We start from the raw sequence: 20,178 nt of genomic DNA on the forward strand, positions 1-20,178 counted from the left end.
TTTAAGCTTCGTTAAACGAAGGTTGATTTAAATGATGGTATAATTCCGAAACCACTTGCCTGGCGTTGGTAGCGTGGGTGATGGCGCCGGACAGCGCAACACCATATACGCCGCTTTGTATGATCAGCGGTATATAGGCCGGCACAATGCCGCCGATAGCAATTACCGGGATACTCATATTTGCAAGACGCATCTGATCCATAATATCCCGATAACCGTCCAGCCCCAAAATAGGGCTCAGCTTTTGTTTGGTAGTTGTAAAACGGTAGGGGCCAAGGCCGATATAGTCGGCGCCCTCGGTAACGCGCTGGTTTACATGCGCAAATGTATTGGCCGTACCACCGATGATCATATCAGGGCCAACAATCTGACGGGCCTGTTGTATGGGCATATCCTGTAAACCCAGGTGCAGCCCATGCGCGCCCGCCTTTTTTGCAATTTCAGGATGGTCGTTCACTATTAATCTGGCGCCGTACCCTTCACAAAGTTTAACGGCCTCGATGGCATATTGCAGAATGATATCTTCCGGTTGATCTTTAACCCTTAGCTGTACCCATTTACAACCGGCATCCAAAGCGGCTTTGATAGCGCCGGCATGAGTGCCGTTTTGCGGCTGTTGAGAGATATAATGCAGTTTATCAATCATGGATTTAATTGTTCGGTTTGTTTTTTAATGCTTATAAAATTGGAAACAGCCTGCTTGGGATCTTGCCAGATAGCACCCAAAATCGCTGCCCCGTCAAAATTCATTTTTTTTAGCAGGTTTAGATTGGATGCATCCACGCCGCCAAGCGCTATTACTTTTGGTCCGGGCTTATTACTGTCTAAACAAAAACCGGCAGGCAGCATGCTTTGATAACCCGGTTTTGATATGCTATTAAACACCGGGCTTAAAAACGCGTATTCAAAATGATTTAGTGAAGATGTGGCGCTGACATCATGTATCGAAGTACTCAACCGGTAGCCCTCTTTAAGCTGAATGTTTAACTTCAGCTGGTTGCTTTTGATACGATCCTTTTCGGGATAATGTAAATAGTGCATCTCAAAAACTTTGGCCAGCCCATGATGCTGATGACAAACTACAGCATGATGATAGGCCTGGTCAATCTTCGTAATCAGATTGGTACATTGATCGAGATCCCAATCCGGTTTGCGCAGGTGGAAACGCTGTAAACCGGCCCCGAACAAGCGGTTGATTATTTGTGCTTCATCCGTCACAGTATCCGGGGCCGATATCACGATCAATTCCATTACAGGTATATTTCGCTGCCTTTTTCGGCAAACTCCTTCGATTTTTGTTCCATGCCCCTGGTTAGCGCGTCGACTTCGTTAACACCGTTCTCTTTGGCAAAGTCGCGCACATCCTGGGTTATTTTCATCGAGCAGAAGTTCGGTCCGCACATCGAGCAAAAGTGCGCGATCTTGGCTCCTTCAGCAGGCAGGGTTTCATCATGAAATTCTTTAGCCGTATCCGGATCTAACGACAGGTTAAACTGATCTTCCCACCTGAACTCGAACCGTGCTTTGCTCAACGCATTGTCGCGATATTGCGCACCGGGATGACCTTTGGCCAGATCGGCAGCATGGGCGGCTATCTTATAGGTGATCACGCCATCTTTAACATCTTTTTTGTTGGGCAAACCCAGGTGTTCTTTAGGGGTTACATAGCACAGCATAGCCGTACCGAACCAACCGATCATGGCAGCGCCAATGGCCGAAGTAATATGATCATAACCCGGAGCGATATCGGTAGTTAACGGGCCCAAAGTGTAAAAAGGCGCTTCCGAACAATGTTTCAGTTGTTTCTCCATGTTCTCTTTGATGAGGTGCATGGGTACGTGGCCGGGGCCTTCAATAATGGTTTGCACATCGTGCTTCCAGGCTATTTTGGTCAGTTCGCCCAGGGTTTCCAGCTCGCCAAACTGCGCGGCATCGTTAGCATCGGCAATACAGCCTGGGCGCAAGCCATCGCCTAACGAGAAGGCGACATCATATGCTTTCATGATCTCGCAGATCTCTTCAAAATGCGTATACAGGAAATTTTCTTTATGATGGGCCAGGCACCATTTGGCCATGATAGAACCACCGCGCGATACGATGCCCGTAATACGTTTGGCCGTTAAAGGCACATAGCGCAATAACACGCCCGCATGGATAGTGAAATAATCAACACCCTGCTCTGCCTGTTCTATCAGCGTATCCCTGAACAGTTCCCAGGTCAGGTCTTCGGCTTTGCCGTTCACCTTTTCGAGCGCCTGGTAAATAGGCACGGTACCTATGGGCACAGGTGTGTTGCGGATGATCCATTCGCGGGTTTCGTGAATGTTTTTACCAGTCGACAGGTCCATAATGGTATCTGCGCCCCAACGGCATGCCCAAACGGCTTTTTCTACTTCTTCTTCAATACTCGAGGTAACTGCCGAGTTGCCAATATTGGCATTGATCTTAACCAAAAAATTACGGCCAATGATCATCGGTTCACTTTCGGGGTGATTGATATTTGATGGGATAACAGCCCGACCGGCGGCTACCTCTTGTCGTACAAATTCGGGCGTAATGTAACCTTTAGGCGTGTTGGCGCCAAAGCTATGGCCCTGATGCTGTTGGCTCATTACATCATATTGCCCGTTCAACTGTTGTTTCAGCAAATCGATGCGTTGGTTTTCGCGTATGGCAATGTACTCCATTTCGGGTGTAATGGTGCCCTTTTTAGCGTAATGCAGTTGCGACACATTCATGCCCGCTTTGGCACGTAAAGGTTTACTGTGGTAACCAAAACGTAAATGATCAAGCTCTTTACTGTTTAAACGTTCGCGGCCATATGCTGACGATATGCTATCCAGCAACTCAACATCACCACGCGAAGTGATCCATTTTTCGCGCAGGCGGGGCAACCCTTTTTTAACATCGATGACTATGTTGGGATCGGTGTAAGGGCCGCTGGTATCGTAAACAGTTACCGGGGCGTTGGGCTCGGTTTCGCCAAAACGGCCATGTAGTTTGGTATCGTTCAGGCTTATTTCGCGCATGGCCACGTCAATGTCGTGCAATTGCCCTTTAACGTAAATCTTACGCGACGCCGGAAACGGTGTTTGCGTGATGGCTTGTGCTGTAGGTGTTTTTTCTGTTTTCATAAAAGGCTATTGGGTGTTTATCCTCCCTGGGTGGCTTTAATAATGACGACCTTATCGCCCTGATTGAGCTTGTGGTTTTCCCATTGGGTTTTGGGAACAATAGCTTCGTTGATGGCAATGGCCAGCCCCCGGTCAGGGTGCTGCAATACATCAGCGAGCAAAGCCTGCACATTGCAGTTATCAGGCACAATAAAATTTTGTTGATTAACGGTTACTTCCATTACGTTGCATAAAAATTTCAACTGTAGGAATGTCCCCGTATTAGGAAAGAAAAAACAACACCAATAGTGTCGTCGTCACTTTTCCCTTCGCCAGCATTACCCGGATCAGGTTCAAAGGGTATTATCTCAGTCCGTCAGGACACCCCTAAAGTTGCAGTAAAGCTAAAGGAATAAAATTGATTAATCCAAATCAATTTTATGTTAAGACTGTCTGCTTGCTACTGACGGCAGTTTGTTTTAACGTGTAAGTGTATTGAATATCAAGCGATTGAATTGTGTTAATACCGGCGAAAATAATTTGAAAGCATCAGGCAAATTATCGTCAGCTTAACCCAAATCCATAAAATAATAAACTACTCTCAACCTGATGTCAAATAATTGTTAATCGGCAAAATCGGGCCGGTCAATAAAAATAAGTGTCTTATCTTAGCTGCAACTGAAGTATGAACACATTAGTTGATTTAATACAAACCTATGGGCTCTGGCTGGTATTTTTGATCACTCTTTTACAGAGTGTTGGATTGCCGCTGCCTGCATTTGCAGTATTGATTGTTACTACCGCTGTAACGCCAGCAACCGAAACTAATATCATCATACTCATTTTAACCGGATCACTGGGTACCTTAGCAGGCGACCTCATATTATATTTTGCCGGGAAGAGATACGGAACGGGGATCCTTGGGAAATTATGTAAAATTTCTATGTCACCGGATACCTGTGTTCGCAGCACCGGCGATATTTTTGAACGCTACGGCGCCCCGGCGTTAACCATTGTTAAATTTATTCCGGGGCTGTCAACACTGGCGCCTGTTGTTGCCGGAGTTTATGCAATGCGGGTGACATTATTTGTGTTTTTTTCATCTGTCGCAGCACTTATCTATCTCGGTGCGGCGGTGACGCTGGGTGCAGTTTTTCGGCACCAGGTTGATGGTTTGATCGCTGCATTAAGTCATTATGGCACGATGGGCGGTTTATTTGTCGTTGTGCTGTTCGGTTTATACCTTTTGTTCAAATGGCTTCGGCGGTATCGCCTTATCAGGCAGTTTGAAACGGATAGGTTAACTGTGAATGATTTGATAGAGCTGATTGATGGAGAATCGAATCCTGTGATACTTGATGCGCGTCCGATAGATCAGCGCACAAGAAATGGATTTATACCGGGCTCAGTTCCCATAGATGAAAGCAGTTTTAATGATATTGCCGACCGATATGCCGGGCATAAGGAGATTGTTATTTACTGTTCGTGCCCGAATGAAATAACCGCTGCAAGATATGCTGAGAAATTGCGTAAAGTTGGCCTGAAGCGCATCCGGCCCTTGGTAGGAGGGATTGACGCATGGGCCCAATCAGGCCAGCAGGTTACATTTCTTTAAAGCTTTATCTCTCAAGTGAATTGTGAGTAACCATCAGTAGAACTCCTGAAAAAATTGTAATGACATGTCCGGCTTTGTATATTTAGCTATGGTGCGTGGGCCAGCGTTAGGGATAGCAGCGGAAAGCCCACAGCGCGGGTGGGATTGAGGGTAGGTAAGGCGAGGACTTGCAGCGAATAGCCCGGGCCGGAGGCAACGCCCATACTGTAATTAAAAACGGAAACTACCTTTAATAATCAACCACTTCCAATCACGTCACTATAAGGCACGAAGGAATCCCCATCAGGCACGTAATGGGCTTTATTGGTATTGAACTTACATCGTCGCGCTCTTGGCCGCGCGGGGCCAGGTACTTTTGTCTTGATACAAAAGTACCCAAAAAATCAAGTCAGCAGGGAGGCTTCTTTGCGCTCAGCCACCCCCCCCGTAGCCTTCGCACCGGCCTTTGCCCTGCAAAACAGTCAGAACCACGGGCTGCAATTATTTTGCCCCCTCACACACAATTCCCAAAGCTTCTGCAAAAACTTGCTATGCCCTTTCCTACGCTCATGGCCACCATTGTTCTGCCCGTTTCCGTCCGAAGCTTACCTGCTGACGGAAAACGTATTTTTGATTTCTGCTACTAATATCATCTCGCGCTTGTTTGTAACGAGTGCGTAACCCGGGTTTGCGTTTATAACGCAAAGGCGATGCAATCGCCAAGCCATATTAAGCGCTTGTTTGTAAACGAGCGCAAGTTTAAAGCAATAAGTTCCCGCTAAATCTCCTCCGGAAGGGGAGACTTTTTTGATCTGCATTTTTTAAGCTCTCCCTTCCGGGGAGGGTTTGGGTGGGGCTTTTACCCATTCCCTACACGCTGCATTTCATCGGTGACACCATTGTCGCGCTTGGCCGTTTTGAAGGTTTTGCCGAAACGATAGGTGAACGCAAGCACCACTACGCGGCTATCGCGCTTAATTTTAAAATATTCGGTAGCGTTAGGGAACTGCGTTAAGCCCTCCATAGCGTTGGTATAGAATATATCGCGCATGCTCAACTTCAGGGTGGCCTTCTTTTTAAGTACCGACATGCCCAGCCCTGCCGATAGTTGCCCGGTAGGGTATAGCCGTTCCTGCACATCGTTGCGGGCGCGGGTGGTGTAAAAGCCCGATAGCTCGCCTGTAAAACGTTTGCCAATGGTGAACTGGTTGCTGGCGTTGAGGTTAAGCTGGTTAATATCTGATGTGTAATGATTGCCGTTAAAACCGCTCAGCTTTTTGTAATTGTACAGCGCCTGTGCTGTTAGCGTCCACCAGTTGGTGGGGGATGCCGTGATGGCCTCGGATACGCCGATAATGTACGTTCGCCCCACGTTGCCCTGCGTGTATAGCAGAATACCCGCAAGGGTAGGATCGCTCAAAAAGATCTGCGAAAAGTAGTTGTTGATATTACTGTAAGACAGGGTGGTGGTGAGCAGGTTTTTGTATTGATGGCTCAGTTCCAGGTTCCAGCTGTATTGGGGTAAAATGTAAGGGTTGCCGGTTTGATAGGTGTACTTATTGATGATGAAATAGAAGGGGTTAAGCGTTTGGTAAACCGGGCGGTCAATTCGGCGGCTTACTGTTAAAGTAAAGCTGTTGGCGGTATCAGCCTGGTAACTGAAATAGCCGCTGGGAAAAAAGCTGCCATAGTTGCGCGAAAAAGCCGAATCTTTTTGCAGCACATTACCCAGTTGATGGGCATGATAATCGGTATGCTCATAACGCAAACCTAACTGGTAGGAAATAGCCTTACGCTTGCGCTCCCATTGCGTGTAAACTGCGTGGATGTTCTCGCTGTAAAGGAAATGGTTGCTGCGGGTCAGGTCGTCCGTCCATTGGTCAGCATTGAGGTTTTGATAACCGGCGGAATTATCGGTACTGCTGTGGGCCGATTTCCAGCCCGCTTGAAATTGGCCATCACTATCGGTTTTAAGCGTATAGTCGGCTTTGCCAGTGAATATGTTGATGCCGGTGGGGATGTTGGCGCGGGTTGATTCGTTATAACCGCCGGTGGTTTGCAGGCGGTTGTTGAAATTTTGGTCGCTGGTAATGTTGTAGTGCAGCCAGTCGGCATCAGCGCTGATGTCCTGGGTTTTGCTGATGGTATGACGGAGGCTCAGGCTCAGCTGGCCGTTTTTAAACCGGCTGTTGTTGGCGTTATCGGTAGCAATCACGGAGTCTGCCGCACCACTGGAGTTGAGCCAGCGCGCCGAAGCCGTATTGTTACCCTCGCGGTGGATCATGGTTCCGCCAAGCACAATACCAACCGTTGTTTTAGGCGAAACTTCATAATCCAGCCCCGCTTTGGCCGTATTGTTCAGCAGCGTGCCGGTGAAGTGCGATGGCTGGTCCAGCGTTGCGGTGGTCGCCCCGTCGGCGCCGGTGTATTTACGCAGCGCGTACAAGTTGGTAAGGTATTTTTGCCGGCTGATATTGTAATTAAAGAAAGTGCTGACGCGGCCGGCGCGGTAATTGAGCGTGAGTGTGTTATTGGTTTTGAAGTAAACACCCTGCGCCGCCGTAGCCGTAACCGACCCGTTGAAACCCTTTTGCCGGTTCTTTTTGGTTTTAATGTTGATGATCCCCGCATTGCCGCTGGCATCATACCTGGCCGTAGGGTTGGCAATCAGCTCAATCTGCGCTACCTGGGTGGAGCTCATACTGCTGAGCAGGTTGTTCAGATCGGCACCGGAGAGGTAGGTTGGTTTGCCGTCTATCATCACCAGCACCCCGGGCTTGCCCTGTAAAGAAATGCCGCCGTTACGGTCGACCATTACGCCCGGCGATTTCTCCAATACCTCCAGTACCGTGGCCCCCACATTCGTAACCGAAGCATCCACGTTTACGATCACCTTTCCCTGCTTCACTTCAACCGGCGGCGTTTTGGCGGTGATGTTCACCTCTTTCAGTGCGGTGCTAAGGGCTTGTATGCGGATGGTATCCTGCTTTATATTCTCCGCAATGGTATAGCTGCGGGTGGTTAGTGGCTGATATCCCGTATAAGTTACGGAGAAGCTGAATGTTCCCTGCGCAATGTTCTGAAACCTGGCCTGGCCGCGGGCGTTAGTTATGATCATGCTGACCTGCCGGTTGGCCTGCATCAGTTTAACAGTAGCGCCATCGGCGGGCTGGGCATTTTCTTTAACAACTATCAGCGTAAACTGCTGCGCAAAGCCGCCCAGGGGTAACAGGGCCAGTAGAAAGAGTAAAAGTGTACGGGTCATTCAGTCAATCCTAATAATCCCGTAAGATAATCAGGCTGAGGTAGATGTTTGCAATTTAAAGTGCGAAAATATGGGTGAAAATCACTTTTTTACTTTGAAAGTCACGAATATGCCGCATCTCAACCGAGCCCTGCATACCCGCGCCAGTTTGGGAAACTATCAGTGTTAACGCCTTACGCGGTTTAAATTAAAGGCAACCAGGTATTCGTACACCGGCTCGGGGGCGAAACGATCTGACGATATCAGGGTTTGTGCCTTCATCACCTGGTTTAATCGCGTTTTTACCAGGGCAAAAGTCGCTTTTAACAGTTCGGGCAGTACGCTTGTCGCTACTGTAGGATAGTACTGTTTCTCAAAAGCTTTTTTCTCAGCGGCGGTAGCCATTTGTACCTCCCAATGCTCGTCGGGTTTAAAACCATTCTCCAAAGCGGTATTACCCAGGTCATAAATATATTCGCTGGCTTTGTAGTGTGCTGTTTGTTTATCGGTCATTCTGATATTTATTGTATGAGGATTTATCTTGTTTATTGTTGAAGGGGTTAATTAAGCCTTAGCCCGCTTTGGCTACTTTAACAGCGGTGGGCCCTTTTTGCCCCGGCTCTATTTCAAAGGTAACTTTGTCATTTTCTTTGATGGCAAAAGAAGCCGCGTTGACATGAACAAAGATGCTTTCCTGGGTTTGCAGGTCTTTGATGAAACCGAACCCTTTAGATTCATTAAAGAATGTTACTGTGCCTTTCCTTACAATTTCCACTTCAACTTCCTCCTGTTTTGGCGTACCGATGCGGATGTCCTGCGCCAATACCTTTTTACGGTTACCGGGGTCTTGTGGCACGGAGGTAATGTTGCCGTTTGCGTCAACATAGGCCAGCATATCTTCAAAACCCTGTCCTTTAACAGCGTTGGCTTTACGATCTTCGGCCTTTTCTTTTTTGTCCTGTTGTTTTTTGAGCTTTTTCTTTTCGCGCTCTTTCTTGTTAAATGTTTCGGTGGATCTACCCATATTTTTAATTAAGTGTAACAAAAAAGCATCCCCCCGGGTGGGAGGATGCTTTTAAAATGATGATATAGTGATTAAGCTATTTTTACATTTACTGCATTCGGACCTTTACGGCCTTCTTCAACGTCATAACTAACGGTGTTGTTCTCACGAACATTGTCAATCAGACCTGTTGAATGAACGAAGATTTCGCTGCCACCATTACTTGGTGTGATAAATCCGAAACCTTTGGCTTCATTAAAAAATTTTACTGTTCCTTGTTGCATTATATTGTTATTAATAAGTGTGCAATATAACTATAATTATTGGTGTATTTTACTTTTCGTCAAAATATTTAACAATTATTTAAATGCTGAATGCAAAAAAGGGCCCGGAGTGTCGTTTAAAAGATGTTTTGAGTCACTTTTAATTTTTTTAAGAAAATCTGTTGTTACCCCTTTTCATAAAGATGCACTACCGGCATGCTGATTGTTTTGTTCCACATCTTGTGTTGTGATCCAGCAGTCGCGCATATTTATGTAAATAAATCCTTGCTTCCTTTCGGCCTGAACGCGGGCCACAAGTGAGGACACTTGCGGCAGCCGGGGGAAAATCACTTTTTTGTTTTAAGTTGTAAATAAAAGTGATTTATTTAATGTTCTTTGACCCAATTAATGAATATAATCGTATCTGAAATTATTTTTTAATAGATTCATACAATTCGGTAGCGACCAGCCTGGCTTTTCTCACATTGTATGCCAATATTGCATCATACAGTTGCTGGTTTTTCTTTGGAAGACCAGTAAAATTCACGAAATTATTTTCCATCAGGAAAGTCCTAAATCTATTTACTTGACCATCATTCATTTTGGATAATATAACATCGTCATTTTGTAGAACTTTCTCAAAGTAGTAATTCCATCTTTCTTCTGATATATTTGAAAGTTGCCTATATGCTATTGATGCTGCCCCGTTAGAGACGCCATAATTGTTTCCTAAGTAAACAGCTAAGTATGCTTGCATACATTCAATTAACGCGGGGGATGGAATTGTTGATCCTAAATTTGCCAGTTTACTAATCGCCGCCGGTTCATTGTAAAAATTATTAAATGCAAAATGTGTTTCCAAGACTTGTTGAGCAGCTTTTATAAATGTGATTGAACGCAAGTTCTCGGGAACATAATCAAATCCCCCGACTTTTAAAAGAGCCGTTTTTAAACCAGATGCCGCAACTGTGTTGCCTGCTGCGGTCACATCTCTATAAGCTGTACCAATATTCCACTTATCATTTTCACCCAATTTTTTCCAAACTGGCGAAATTAAAAGATTTAAATTGGCGATAGCATGTTCCAATTTTGCCCCAATATCATTTTTAACCGATGCCAATAAAATCGTCATTACGGTTCTTAAATAAAATAGGGGTGAATTTACTATTTGATCAACTTGATCGTCATCTGTCCGTAATGATTCATTTAATAATCTTTGTCTGAACTGAGAGAATTCAAGAGCAATAGAAACATCACTTTCACCTAAGATGTACTGGACACTTGATTTAACAATTGAGAAAGCGGTATTATAATCCAATTCTTCTTCAGCATTTTTAGAAAAATAATGGGTTATTAATTCGTTGCAATGTCGCAATTTTAATGCAGCCGTATTTCCAATTACGCCCAACTGTTCAGCTAATTGTATGGCGGAATAATCTGTAAGCACAGAATCAATCGATGTATATTCATCAATGTCATCTCTGTTTAGCATTTCACCAATAAATCTTAATCCCAACGTAGCAATAGTTTCCTTTAATTTCACCATCGCCTTTTTCCAAGCATATTCTGCAGCCATATCGTATGCTTCTACTTGAAAAGCAGAAATAATTTGGTTCTTTTGTTTTTCGCTTAGATAAGCGGCAAGAGGCATGATTTCTTTTGCTTCTTTTGCTGAAACAGGTAAATTAATTCCATTTGGACCTTGCCATATTTGAATGTTACTCATTTTTCCAAATTTTTAAATTACCATCCTGAGATTTGTAAAAACAGCACTTAAAATGCCCGCAGTTTTGCATTGATAAATATGCCTTTGACCTGGCACCTCCTCTTAAAACATCGCCATCATTAATATATGGGTCAATTAATAAATGATAACCAATTACTCTGCCTCTATTTGTCATAATAGTTATCCCATCATGATTTATCATCGCTTTAAGAATAGACGCATAGGCTTTTAAATTGATTGATGATTCACTGTCTTTGTTACTTTCAGAATCTACAATTAATCCTTCAAAATCTATGGGACTGGGAAGATAGATGCCGCTATTGACTTTTAACTTCTCTTTAAGAATATTAATAACCGCTTCGTCGTCTTCTATTATACCAATTAGGTTACCGTGTCCTGCCTTAAGGGCTTCGTCAATTGCTTTTTCAAAGAATGTATTTATGTTCACTCTGATTTTTTCATTACACTTTTCCGCTATGCAGGCGGTCAATAAGTTAAGTTCGTTAGAAGTGTACTCTTTAGGTTTTTCCAGATTTAGCGATACTACCAGTCGTTTTTTTAAACCAGAAAGTTCAACGGTTTTTTGGCCCCAGTTTTTAATAAAGGCTATTGTTGTATTAGGAAAATCAATTTTTAGTTTTCCAACTGTTTGATTGTATATTGATGGACTTGTTTCAGTCATTTCTGCGCTCACCAAACCATATTTTATTTTATCAGCTTTAACTTCAATAAATATAATCCAGTTATTTATTGCAAGGGGGGCACATAATTTTATAGCATTTTTAAATTCTTCAACAGATAATACAGATTCATTGAGAACTAATTCCTTATTCGGTATTGATTTGAAAAAATCCAAGCTATTGGTAATTAGAACTTCCGGAAATAACGGTTGTCCTTCTTCATGATAGTCCGAAATAAGATTTAAAATCTCTAAAATCCCTTCTTTAGTAATAGGATCTTTTTGGAAGTCTTCATCATAAAGAAATTCGCCGATGGATGTTAGAATTGCTTCTCTTAATGATGAATGCTTTATTTCTTGCATTACGATTGTTTGATAGGTTTAGTAATTACAATAAATAAATATACTAACTAAAAATAGTTTTTTTTAAAAAATAACTACATAAAATACCTAAACTCGTATGGTTTATTAATTAGTTTATTCATCCTTTTAATGGTTGTCGCTAAAGAATGTGCATAGCCGAGCGTTACAGGCAATCGGTCATATAACGCATCATGATTCCAATTCATTTTTGTCAATCCTAATATTGCCTGACAGTTTCCGTCCCAACCGCCATTTCCGGCAAATCTCCTTATAAGTAATGGCGAAGGAATGTTTTTCCCTTCTTTAAAGTAATTTTTGTTATTAAGAGCCACGTTACCCTGTGTCCATAATAGAATTTCTTGTGGCCCTATTTGAAGATATGAGCCACGATTAAGTGGAAAAAAGTCAGGGGCTTTAATTCCATTTCGATCAGCATAACTAATACCCTTCCAATTTGTATCTTGAACAATTTGCAACAATTCCAAATTTATATTACCCGGAATAGCATCAAAAGCTCCATCAATTTCACTCTTTGTGAAATGGGTTGTTTTGTGAACTATTAATCTTGTTGGCCTTCTCCCAGCGTGTTTCCTTTGATATAGTTCCAGACTTTTAGACATCAATTTCATCATTTCGCCTCTTGATAAAAAAGGATTACTTCCGACTCTCGCCTCGATTTCAGTTGCGTCATATGCCACAAACTCTAAACCTGTTCCATCAGCATCAAATACTTGGCTACAGCAGGTCGTAAAATCAAATTGGTTAGTGTTGGGATTTAATCTTGTTGCATAACTTATCCCTATGAACGCTGTATTTTGATCAATTGATGTCAATTTCCAGGGTATCCCTCCAGCTTTTACATATAAAGCTATTGACAATCGCCACATTACACTGCATCGGCATTTATACTTTATTGCGCTACCTTCTCTTAAAACTTGGCTTGCAATATTACGCATAGCGGTGGTGGCCTTTATAAAATCATGTAGGTCAAAATTGCTTAGATGGTTTTCAAATCCTGCCGACCACGATTCCGGAAGATAAATCACCAGTATATCGTAATCCAGTTTCCTTTTTGACATCTCACGAATTGCACCACTAATAGCTTCACTTAACGATATATGGGGTTCAATTCCTGATTTAAATATGTTTTCTGTACGTAATGATATTGAAGTATCCTTATCTATTAATTCAGCCTTGACTTTGAATATACTTTCAATTCCTGTAAATTCTTCTAAATAATTAAGACGTTCTTTTGGTAAGTGATTTTGATGTAATTCCCGAATAAGGTTTTCGAGTATCTGGTAAGTTCCTTCGGGATAAATTGCAGCTATCCTTATTTTTTTTAAGGGGTTCAATTTACTTGAATATGGACTAAAGTTTTTTAATCCTTTTAACGGATGAATGCTTTGAGCATTAGAAAATGCTTCAAAAGTTAGCTTAGGTTCGGCGATTGTTTGATAAGCAGGAAATTCCATATTGTAATCAGTTTGTCCGAGTAAATGCGGTTGTTCGAGATAATTTAAATGAAGCATTTACCCCACTTGAAAGGTTTGTGAATGCACTAATTTTTATTTCCTTTTTATCATTAAATATAAGATTTAACCATGTATTTAAGATCTCATCATACTTTTGGTTATACCATCTTGCTGTAAATTCTTTTATAAATGGAGCAACTAAAGAGTTTTCGGTTCGTTCGGATGCCTTTGAAGCGATTAATGTTGGTGATAATAATATAAAGGGTTGTGATAAAACATATTGCACATTTATTTCAAGAGCAATTACCCAAGTGATTTTTGTCTTTGCAATGTTGCCTGAAATGTTACCAAATATTTTTTTAAATGAATCGAATATTGGGTCATTGATTTTTTTTGGATTAGGAAACAAAATATGTTTTTCTCTACGCCTGGACGATCTAAAAGGTCTTCCCTCAATTAAGGATTGAAGTAAAACTGTCGTAATCAATCCCTTCATCGACGAATCGTCGTAAATTAAATCCCGCTCTGTGATTTGAACTAAATCAAGCTCATAGCTTCCATAGTTTTCAAATGCGACTTTAAAATCTTCATCAGATCCAAATCCAATAATCCCTGACTGTTTTCTAATTGCAAAAAGAGATACTTTTGACTTATTAATAAGGTCTTTTATTTCACGTGTATTTCCTGCACTACATCTGTATAATCGCGCTGTCGCAGGATATTCTAATATTGGTATCGCATTTAATCTAATAAGCGGAAATTTCTTTCCCGGGGCCGGCAATGGTTGGTTACTTATCCTTAGATAGCTTTCATTTAATTTTTCTAAGTCTTCAGCCGGCAGATTGTCGAACCCTTTAATTATATCGCCCCAAGCCGTATCAAATGTTTCAATTTCAACCACTTCGGCTTGTTTTCCATTTGCTTTAGCATTTTCTACAAGTTGTAACACCTCTGGCAAGGGGGTACTTCCGGCTCTACTAAACCAAAACAACCCATTAGAAAAAGTAGTCGATTTTTTGACAGCTTCATTAAGTACATTCATGATGGATTTATCTCTTCCACTGTAACCCATGACGCATAACCCGTTTGTATCTAAAGAGACTGAGAGAATATCTCTTAACCGTTCATCTTGGCTTTGTAATTCTTGAGAAGTGTTTTTTATATTGTCGGAAAAGTAGTCACCATGTAGTTTCACAATTAATGGTCTTTTACCTGATTGGAAATATTTAATTCCATTGTCTCCATTATCCAGATCTGCTGAATACCAGTGTTCAAGTTTTTGAAACTGATTACTTGCTATATTTTCAAAAGCTTTGTCAAAATTTGTAGTGAAAATGAGATTTATATACTGATTTTTTAATAATATACCCATGATTTTGTGGCCATAGGTTAACTGCATCCCTGTAGTTTGTTGAGCTATGTATTCGCTTCTATCTCTTGCAGATGAAAAAGCTCGTTCAAAATAGTAAGAGTATTCTTCTGAACTATTTAGAGGTGGGCAGCTACCTTGTGCATCAAAATAACTTTGGATTTGTTCCCTGATACCGTGATCGGTTAAATTGTTAAATAAATGCAAGGGGTACGATTGTTCAGCGCAATATATTCTTCGTTTAAAATCCCAAGTAAGATCATAGGCCGATGGAACACCGGCAGATACTGAACTTCCAGCGCCAAATAACCAAGCCAGCCCTTTTGCTCGTAATGGATAAAATTTAACAAATTCAGTTAGAGAAATAGCCAATTGATTAAGATTAGGTAAAAAATTTCAGTTTCTATCTGCGGCAAGATAAGACAGATATTACATACTTTTTGAATGCGATTAAACAAAAATATAAACATTTCATCATTTATATTTTAAAGTAATATCTGACACTCCAAAACTCAACCACCACATCAACCCCAAACCTCACTTCCTCCCAATCCCGCTAACAATCAACTCAATTTGGTTCAGCTGTTCCTTACTCAACTGTTTCAGGTTTTCCTGGCTTAATATGGTGTTGTTTATTTGCAGGTAGTTATTTTGTTCGTTGATAACGGTGTTGGGCCGGCGTTTATTTATAGCGCCAACCGTTTCAAAATAAAGCCGGGCGGCCTTTACATCGCCGTTGCAGGCAAGCTTACAAACCTTGGCCAGTATTTTAGGGACCATATATTTAAACTGCTCCATTTCGGCAAGGTATTGTGGGTGTGTTTTATAGCCTGTAAGGTGTTTGGCAACAGTTTGCCGGCTCAGGCCGCACTCCCGGGCTATTACAAATTTAGGGGGCATGGAGCCATTTTGGGCAATCAGCTTTTCGATGGCCCGGCCAATCAGTAAGTGGTTTTGTTCCCAGATTTGCTCATTGGTGCATGGCAGCATGATCTCCGCTATTTTATCTATAAACTTGTCCCGTTCTTCATCCGTTAAGCGGTGCAGCATTTCGGTACTAAATTCGGCAATGTAATTGCGTTCAGCATCGTTCAAATCTTCAATATCTGCTAAGGTGATCTTTTGCAGGCCCAATACACGGTCGAGCTTCTCTCTTGAAGGCGTTAAATTTGATAAGGTATTTTCAGGTTCCATAAGGTTTGGCAATCTTTTGAATAAAGATCGGAAATTTATTATGAATATACTAATATTTTTAGCAAAAATACCTGTGTTAACCCCGCGGTTTAGTGTATGGTATTGATTGTCAGTGTATTAGATGTTAATCTGCTTTCTAGCTGAAAAATAGTGTAACCCCGGTTAATTTTATTTAATTGATTATCAGTTACTTATAAGTCAATTTTTGAAATTGTGTTAACCCTGTTAACCCCCCTCCGGAACCATGGATATACAAAGGTAACTCCGTCCCTTATGCATCGCGGATCAAATTAACTATTGGTTCAGGGCGGGTGGGGGGGCGAACCCATTCGCCCGAAAACTTAAATCAAATGCAAAAAGCCGGGAGGCCCGGCTTTTTGCATTTGATAATATATTTGAATTGAACTTGAGCGCGATGACCTATTTACGCTTCGACAGCCTGATGACGTTGACAGAGTAAGGCTGGAAGGTGTGTTTGAATGACCGGCCAAGTCCCGTTATGGTCGACGTAACCGGGACGATTTTCGTTGGCTCATCAATTGTATTGGTATCTTCCGGTTTATCGCCCTTTAGTACAACGAGGGTGCCATTTGCAGACACATCTCCGCCTTTGAGGCTAATGGTGATTTCCCGGGCCATATCATCGGTATTCACTACCTTCAGGTATACATTTTTAGCATCCTGGGTACAAACAAAAAATAACGCCGGACGCTCGGCTTTAGGGCGCCGCGCGTTTGCCGGCCAATGGCTTATACCGGCGGTGTCTTTGGCTGCCGGTTTGCGTAAGGGGGCATTTTCGGCTGTTATTGGCACCACCTTAGTGCCAAGGTAGCTGCCGAACATTTTTTGTACGTAATAGGATGGTGATCCATAACTTTTAAGGGCTGTATAACCAATGAGGTCAGAATCCCATTGCCAGGCTTTAGGTTGGCCGTTGCCTGCCTGGTTTACGTTCACAAATAAGGGTGCATAGCAGGAGCGCTCCACCAGGTCGCTGTTGCGTTCCATCCCGGTCATCCAGGCAGCATCTCCGAGGGCCGCGTTCAGGTTAGTGGTAGGCGCGCCTTCGCGGGTGGCCCATTCGCCCACAAATATTTTAGGGCTGGTTGCACGGTTATAACTATCATACTTCGCCGCGTCTTCTTCCATCTGCCAGGCCGATTGGTAATAATGCTCATCAACCATTTCGGGTTTAACACTGGTTACCTTATCGGGCTTATAACTTTCAATGGTTGAGATGCAGCGTAACTGGGGGTATTTGGCTTTAATGGCGGCCTGAAATTGTTTAAAGCGCCCATCGTAGCTATGCGACCTGTCGAACCAGTCCTCATTGCCTATCTCTATATCTGTGAGTTTAAAAGGGGCGGGATGACCGACGGCAGCCCGTTTTGCACCCCAGTAAGTTTTGGTATCGCCAATACAATATTCAATTTCATCCAGCGCGTCTTTAACATATGGCTCCAATAAAGGCCCCGCGTCTATGTGGTCACCACGTAATGAGTAACCGGCAAAGACTGCTAAAAGCGGTTCCATTTTTAAATCTTCACACCATTCTAAAAATTCCAATAGGCCCATGCCGTCGCTTGCACGGTAACCCCAGCTGCCTGTATGGCCGGGGCGCTGCTCCAGCGGACCTAAAGTTGTTTTCCATGGGAAGGCATCACCCAGGTATGGCCCCTCTAAAAAGTTGCCGCCCGGAAAACGTAGAAAGGTGGGTTTCATATCGGCCATCATCTGCATTAAATCAATGCGATTGCCATTTGGCCTGTTTTTATACGTTGGGGGAAATAAGGAAACGAGGTTAAAATAGTAAGTGCCTGTGCGGTTAGATGAAATAACAAAACGCGCGTCGGCAGTAGGTTTGATATTTGCAGCAGTTGTGACGGTTAACTCATGCTTTTTCCAGTACGTGCTTTTTTCGAGGTTGATTGTGCCCCTTGCGTAAGTTGTTTTGCCATCGGTGCTTTCCAAACTAATGTTGATAATACCGGGGCCATCTTCTGTAACTGCTGTTGCAGGCGGAGCAGCGTCGGGCCGGTTACCCCGCGGAAAATTGACAGTGCCGGTTTTGATATAAAACGAGCAGCGATAAGTAGTTGACGGTGTAACCGGAATACCCCAAAAGCCATTGTTGGCAATACCCGCGCGGTTACCGTTTGCCTGGCTAACCGTAAGCTTAAGGCAGGTTGTAAGTGCTGCATTAATAGCATTGCGCCCCTGATCAAAAGGCACATTGGCCGGATCGGCACCAATCAGTTGTATCGATGCCTTGCTATCGCCATCCTGAACAACGCTCCAGCCATCGGGCTGGTTGGGGTTATCCTTAAAAACCCGGTTACGGATCAGTTCGGCATATAAACCTCCATCATAGGAATGATTGATCTCCTCGGTCATGAGCCCGTAAAGCTTCGGACTTACGTTCACGCCTTTGGTAAGATCCAGGTTGAGGCGGGTTTGCGCCTGTAAACCACCGAATGCACTTAAGCATAACGTGGTTAAGAATAGTAGCTTTTTTGTCATTAGTGGTATTCCTTAATTATTCTGAAATAATGATCGGGCTGATGCATAGTTGTTTTATTGTGCATTGCTGATATGGAAAAAATCAAAATCAACATAGCCGCCCGATTGCCTGGTTGCATAGTTAAACAGGCCAAAGCGATATCCCATAAAATGGGGGAGGGTATAAACCATTTGCAGCGTTGTGCCAATAGGTTCCCATTTGCGCCCGTCGAGACTATAAAAAAAGTAGGCTTTGTCTGCCCGGTTAGTAAAATCGCAGCTTGCTTTAAGATAAACAGTTGGTTGCTTTAGAGGTATACTGGCCGCTTCAATAGCCGATCCTGATTGCGCGCTGATCATAACTATTTGTTTAGAGCCATGATCTGATTTTACACCAACGAAGCCAAACTTTTTTTGCAGTAAAACCAAACCTGCAAAGTCTCCATCTTTCATGTTGGCGACATCAATTAAAGTTGTTCCCGAACATTGGGGGCCAATAGTGCGCTGCGTTAATGTGTTACGTGCCGATAGTACTGTGCTGTCCAGTCGCCCGGTGGTCAATCTCAGGTAGCCGGGCCGTTTTTTTAACGACCATAACTGATCGTCCGGATTGTGGTTCCATTGCCATACCAAAGGCAGCATTGGCTCGCCGTTTTTTAGGCTAAATTCATCCGGGGATACAATGCCCGGGATCAGGCTTTTATTTGCAGGTAAATCCAGCGTATCTGGTGCTTTGTGATCAACACCCAATACAGGCCATCCATCTGTCCAGGTAACCGGTACCAGGTATGGCACCCGGCCAACGGCGCCAAAATCACGAAATAAATAGGCATACCAATCGCCTTTGGGGGTATTGATAAGCCCGCCCTGGGCCACACCTTTATCCTGGAGCCCTACCTGCCCTTCATAAGGGCCGGTCAATTTGTCGGCCCGGTGGATTAAAACGGTACGCATTCCCCCTTTAGGCCAGCTGATATTGAAAAGGTAATATTTCCCCTTAATTTTGAATAGCTGCGAGCCTTCGGCAGGCAAACCAATATTGGGGCCGGCAGCAGCGCTTGCATTCTCGATCAGGATTTGCGGTTTTTTATCAGGATTGACGCCTGATAGATCATCGTTCAGTTCGGCGAGCATGATCTTACCGCTCCCATATATCATATAAGCTTTGCCGTCATCGTCAAAAAAAAGTGAGTGGTCATGTAATGCCGGTTTAAAGGACATTTCTTTCCATGGGCCTTTTTCAATGTTTTTTGTGCTATAGATATAGGTTTTGTTGGTAGTGCCCGAAAATGTAGAAACGTAAAAAGTACCGTTATGATAACGCAAGCTGCTTGCCCATGATCCCCTGCCATATGCGTTTGCTCCGTTTGCCAGGTTGAGGGCATCTCCACCATCAAGCGTATTATACGCGTAACTTACGATATGCCAGTTCACCAAATCTTTTGATTTCATGATTGGCAACCCGGGACTGAGATGCATAGTGGTGCTGCTTGCATAATAAGTATCGCCAACCCTGATCATCGATACATCCGGAACGTCTGCATATATGATAGGATTTTGTGCGGTCTGCGCGTTTAAAGGCATAACTGCCAGTCGCCATAACAGGCAGGTAACTGCCAGTTTAAGAAATGCGATATTTTTTGTTTTCATTCCATT

General features: G+C 43.2%; 17 protein-coding genes and 1 riboswitch. Of the genes, 1 reads left to right on the forward strand and 16 read right to left on the reverse strand.

Features of this window, described 5'->3' with window-relative positions; all coding sequences use genetic code 11:
• Position 1 precedes the first annotated feature (1 nt).
• From DIU38_RS08195 to thiS, 4 genes are read right to left on the reverse strand one after another with little or no spacing between them, the layout of a single operon-like run.
• The gene (locus DIU38_RS08195) at positions 2-646 is read right to left on the reverse strand and encodes a thiamine phosphate synthase (protein ID WP_112652931.1); all 645 of its coding nucleotides are present in this window, start codon (positions 644-646) and stop codon (positions 2-4) included.
• Positions 643-1,251 (reverse strand): thiamine phosphate synthase, encoded by a 609-nt coding sequence (locus DIU38_RS08200; protein WP_112652930.1) that lies wholly within the window; start codon positions 1,249-1,251, stop codon positions 643-645. Before DIU38_RS08200 ends, DIU38_RS08195 begins: the two co-directional genes overlap by 4 nt.
• The gene (gene thiC / locus DIU38_RS08205; protein WP_112652929.1) at positions 1,251-3,134 is read right to left on the reverse strand and encodes a phosphomethylpyrimidine synthase ThiC; all 1,884 of its coding nucleotides are present in this window, start codon (positions 3,132-3,134) and stop codon (positions 1,251-1,253) included. The genes DIU38_RS08200 and thiC overlap by 1 nt, the downstream gene beginning before the upstream one ends.
• Positions 3,135-3,151: 17 nt before the next feature.
• A complete protein-coding gene (gene thiS, locus DIU38_RS08210; RefSeq protein ID WP_112652928.1) occupies positions 3,152-3,355 on the reverse strand; it encodes a sulfur carrier protein ThiS in 204 nt (67 codons plus the stop codon).
• A gap of 65 nt (positions 3,356-3,420) precedes the next feature.
• Positions 3,421-3,512, reverse strand: a riboswitch (TPP riboswitch).
• Positions 3,513-3,798: 286 nt separating this feature from the next.
• Here thiS and DIU38_RS08215 point away from each other — a divergent pair.
• The gene (locus tag DIU38_RS08215; RefSeq protein ID WP_112652927.1) at positions 3,799-4,728 is read left to right on the forward strand and encodes a rhodanese-like domain-containing protein; all 930 of its coding nucleotides are present in this window, start codon (positions 3,799-3,801) and stop codon (positions 4,726-4,728) included.
• A gap of 584 nt (positions 4,729-5,312) precedes the next feature.
• On the opposite strand, the gene DIU38_RS33445 is transcribed toward DIU38_RS08215, so the two are convergent.
• The 12 genes from DIU38_RS33445 to DIU38_RS08270 all read right to left on the reverse strand — a co-directional run bounded on the left by DIU38_RS33445 (position 5,313) and on the right by DIU38_RS08270 (position 20,172).
• Positions 5,313-5,525: a hypothetical protein gene (locus tag DIU38_RS33445; RefSeq protein WP_146750401.1), complete on the reverse strand. Its 213-nt coding sequence runs from the start codon at positions 5,523-5,525 to the stop codon at positions 5,313-5,315.
• Positions 5,526-5,566: 41 nt separating this feature from the next.
• A complete protein-coding gene (locus DIU38_RS08220; RefSeq protein WP_112653774.1) occupies positions 5,567-7,972 on the reverse strand; it encodes an outer membrane beta-barrel protein in 2,406 nt (801 codons plus the stop codon).
• 165 nt (positions 7,973-8,137) lie between these two features.
• The gene (locus DIU38_RS08225; protein ID WP_112653773.1) at positions 8,138-8,464 is read right to left on the reverse strand and encodes a hypothetical protein; all 327 of its coding nucleotides are present in this window, start codon (positions 8,462-8,464) and stop codon (positions 8,138-8,140) included.
• A 58-nt stretch (positions 8,465-8,522) separates the two neighbouring features.
• The gene (locus tag DIU38_RS08230) at positions 8,523-8,975 is read right to left on the reverse strand and encodes a cold-shock protein (RefSeq protein ID WP_112653772.1); all 453 of its coding nucleotides are present in this window, start codon (positions 8,973-8,975) and stop codon (positions 8,523-8,525) included.
• A gap of 71 nt (positions 8,976-9,046) precedes the next feature.
• The gene (locus DIU38_RS08235) at positions 9,047-9,238 is read right to left on the reverse strand and encodes a cold-shock protein (protein WP_112653771.1); all 192 of its coding nucleotides are present in this window, start codon (positions 9,236-9,238) and stop codon (positions 9,047-9,049) included.
• Between the two features lie 409 nt (positions 9,239-9,647).
• Positions 9,648-10,943 carry a hypothetical protein gene (locus DIU38_RS08240; protein ID WP_112653770.1) on the reverse strand — a complete coding sequence of 432 codons (1,296 nt, stop codon included), beginning with the start codon at positions 10,941-10,943 and terminating at the stop codon, positions 9,648-9,650.
• Positions 10,936-11,985: a hypothetical protein gene (locus tag DIU38_RS08245; protein ID WP_112653769.1), complete on the reverse strand. Its 1,050-nt coding sequence runs from the start codon at positions 11,983-11,985 to the stop codon at positions 10,936-10,938. Before DIU38_RS08245 ends, DIU38_RS08240 begins: the two co-directional genes overlap by 8 nt.
• A 74-nt stretch (positions 11,986-12,059) precedes the next feature.
• A complete protein-coding gene (locus DIU38_RS08250) occupies positions 12,060-13,460 on the reverse strand; it encodes an argonaute/piwi family protein (RefSeq protein ID WP_112653768.1) in 1,401 nt (466 codons plus the stop codon).
• A gap of 7 nt (positions 13,461-13,467) precedes the next feature.
• Positions 13,468-15,201 (reverse strand): SIR2 family protein, encoded by a 1,734-nt coding sequence (locus DIU38_RS08255; protein WP_112653767.1) that lies wholly within the window; start codon positions 15,199-15,201, stop codon positions 13,468-13,470.
• Positions 15,202-15,366: 165 nt separating this feature from the next.
• The gene (locus DIU38_RS08260) at positions 15,367-16,023 is read right to left on the reverse strand and encodes a hypothetical protein (protein ID WP_112653766.1); all 657 of its coding nucleotides are present in this window, start codon (positions 16,021-16,023) and stop codon (positions 15,367-15,369) included.
• Positions 16,024-16,443: 420 nt separating this feature from the next.
• Positions 16,444-18,543: an alpha-L-arabinofuranosidase C-terminal domain-containing protein gene (locus DIU38_RS08265; protein ID WP_112653765.1), complete on the reverse strand. Its 2,100-nt coding sequence runs from the start codon at positions 18,541-18,543 to the stop codon at positions 16,444-16,446.
• A gap of 54 nt (positions 18,544-18,597) precedes the next feature.
• The gene (locus DIU38_RS08270) at positions 18,598-20,172 is read right to left on the reverse strand and encodes a glycoside hydrolase family 43 protein (protein WP_112653764.1); all 1,575 of its coding nucleotides are present in this window, start codon (positions 20,170-20,172) and stop codon (positions 18,598-18,600) included.
• Between the last annotated feature and the right edge of the window lie 6 nt (positions 20,173-20,178).

The organism is Mucilaginibacter metallidurans (assembly GCF_003286435.2).
GTDB lineage: Bacteria > Bacteroidota > Bacteroidia > Sphingobacteriales > Sphingobacteriaceae > Mucilaginibacter > Mucilaginibacter gossypii.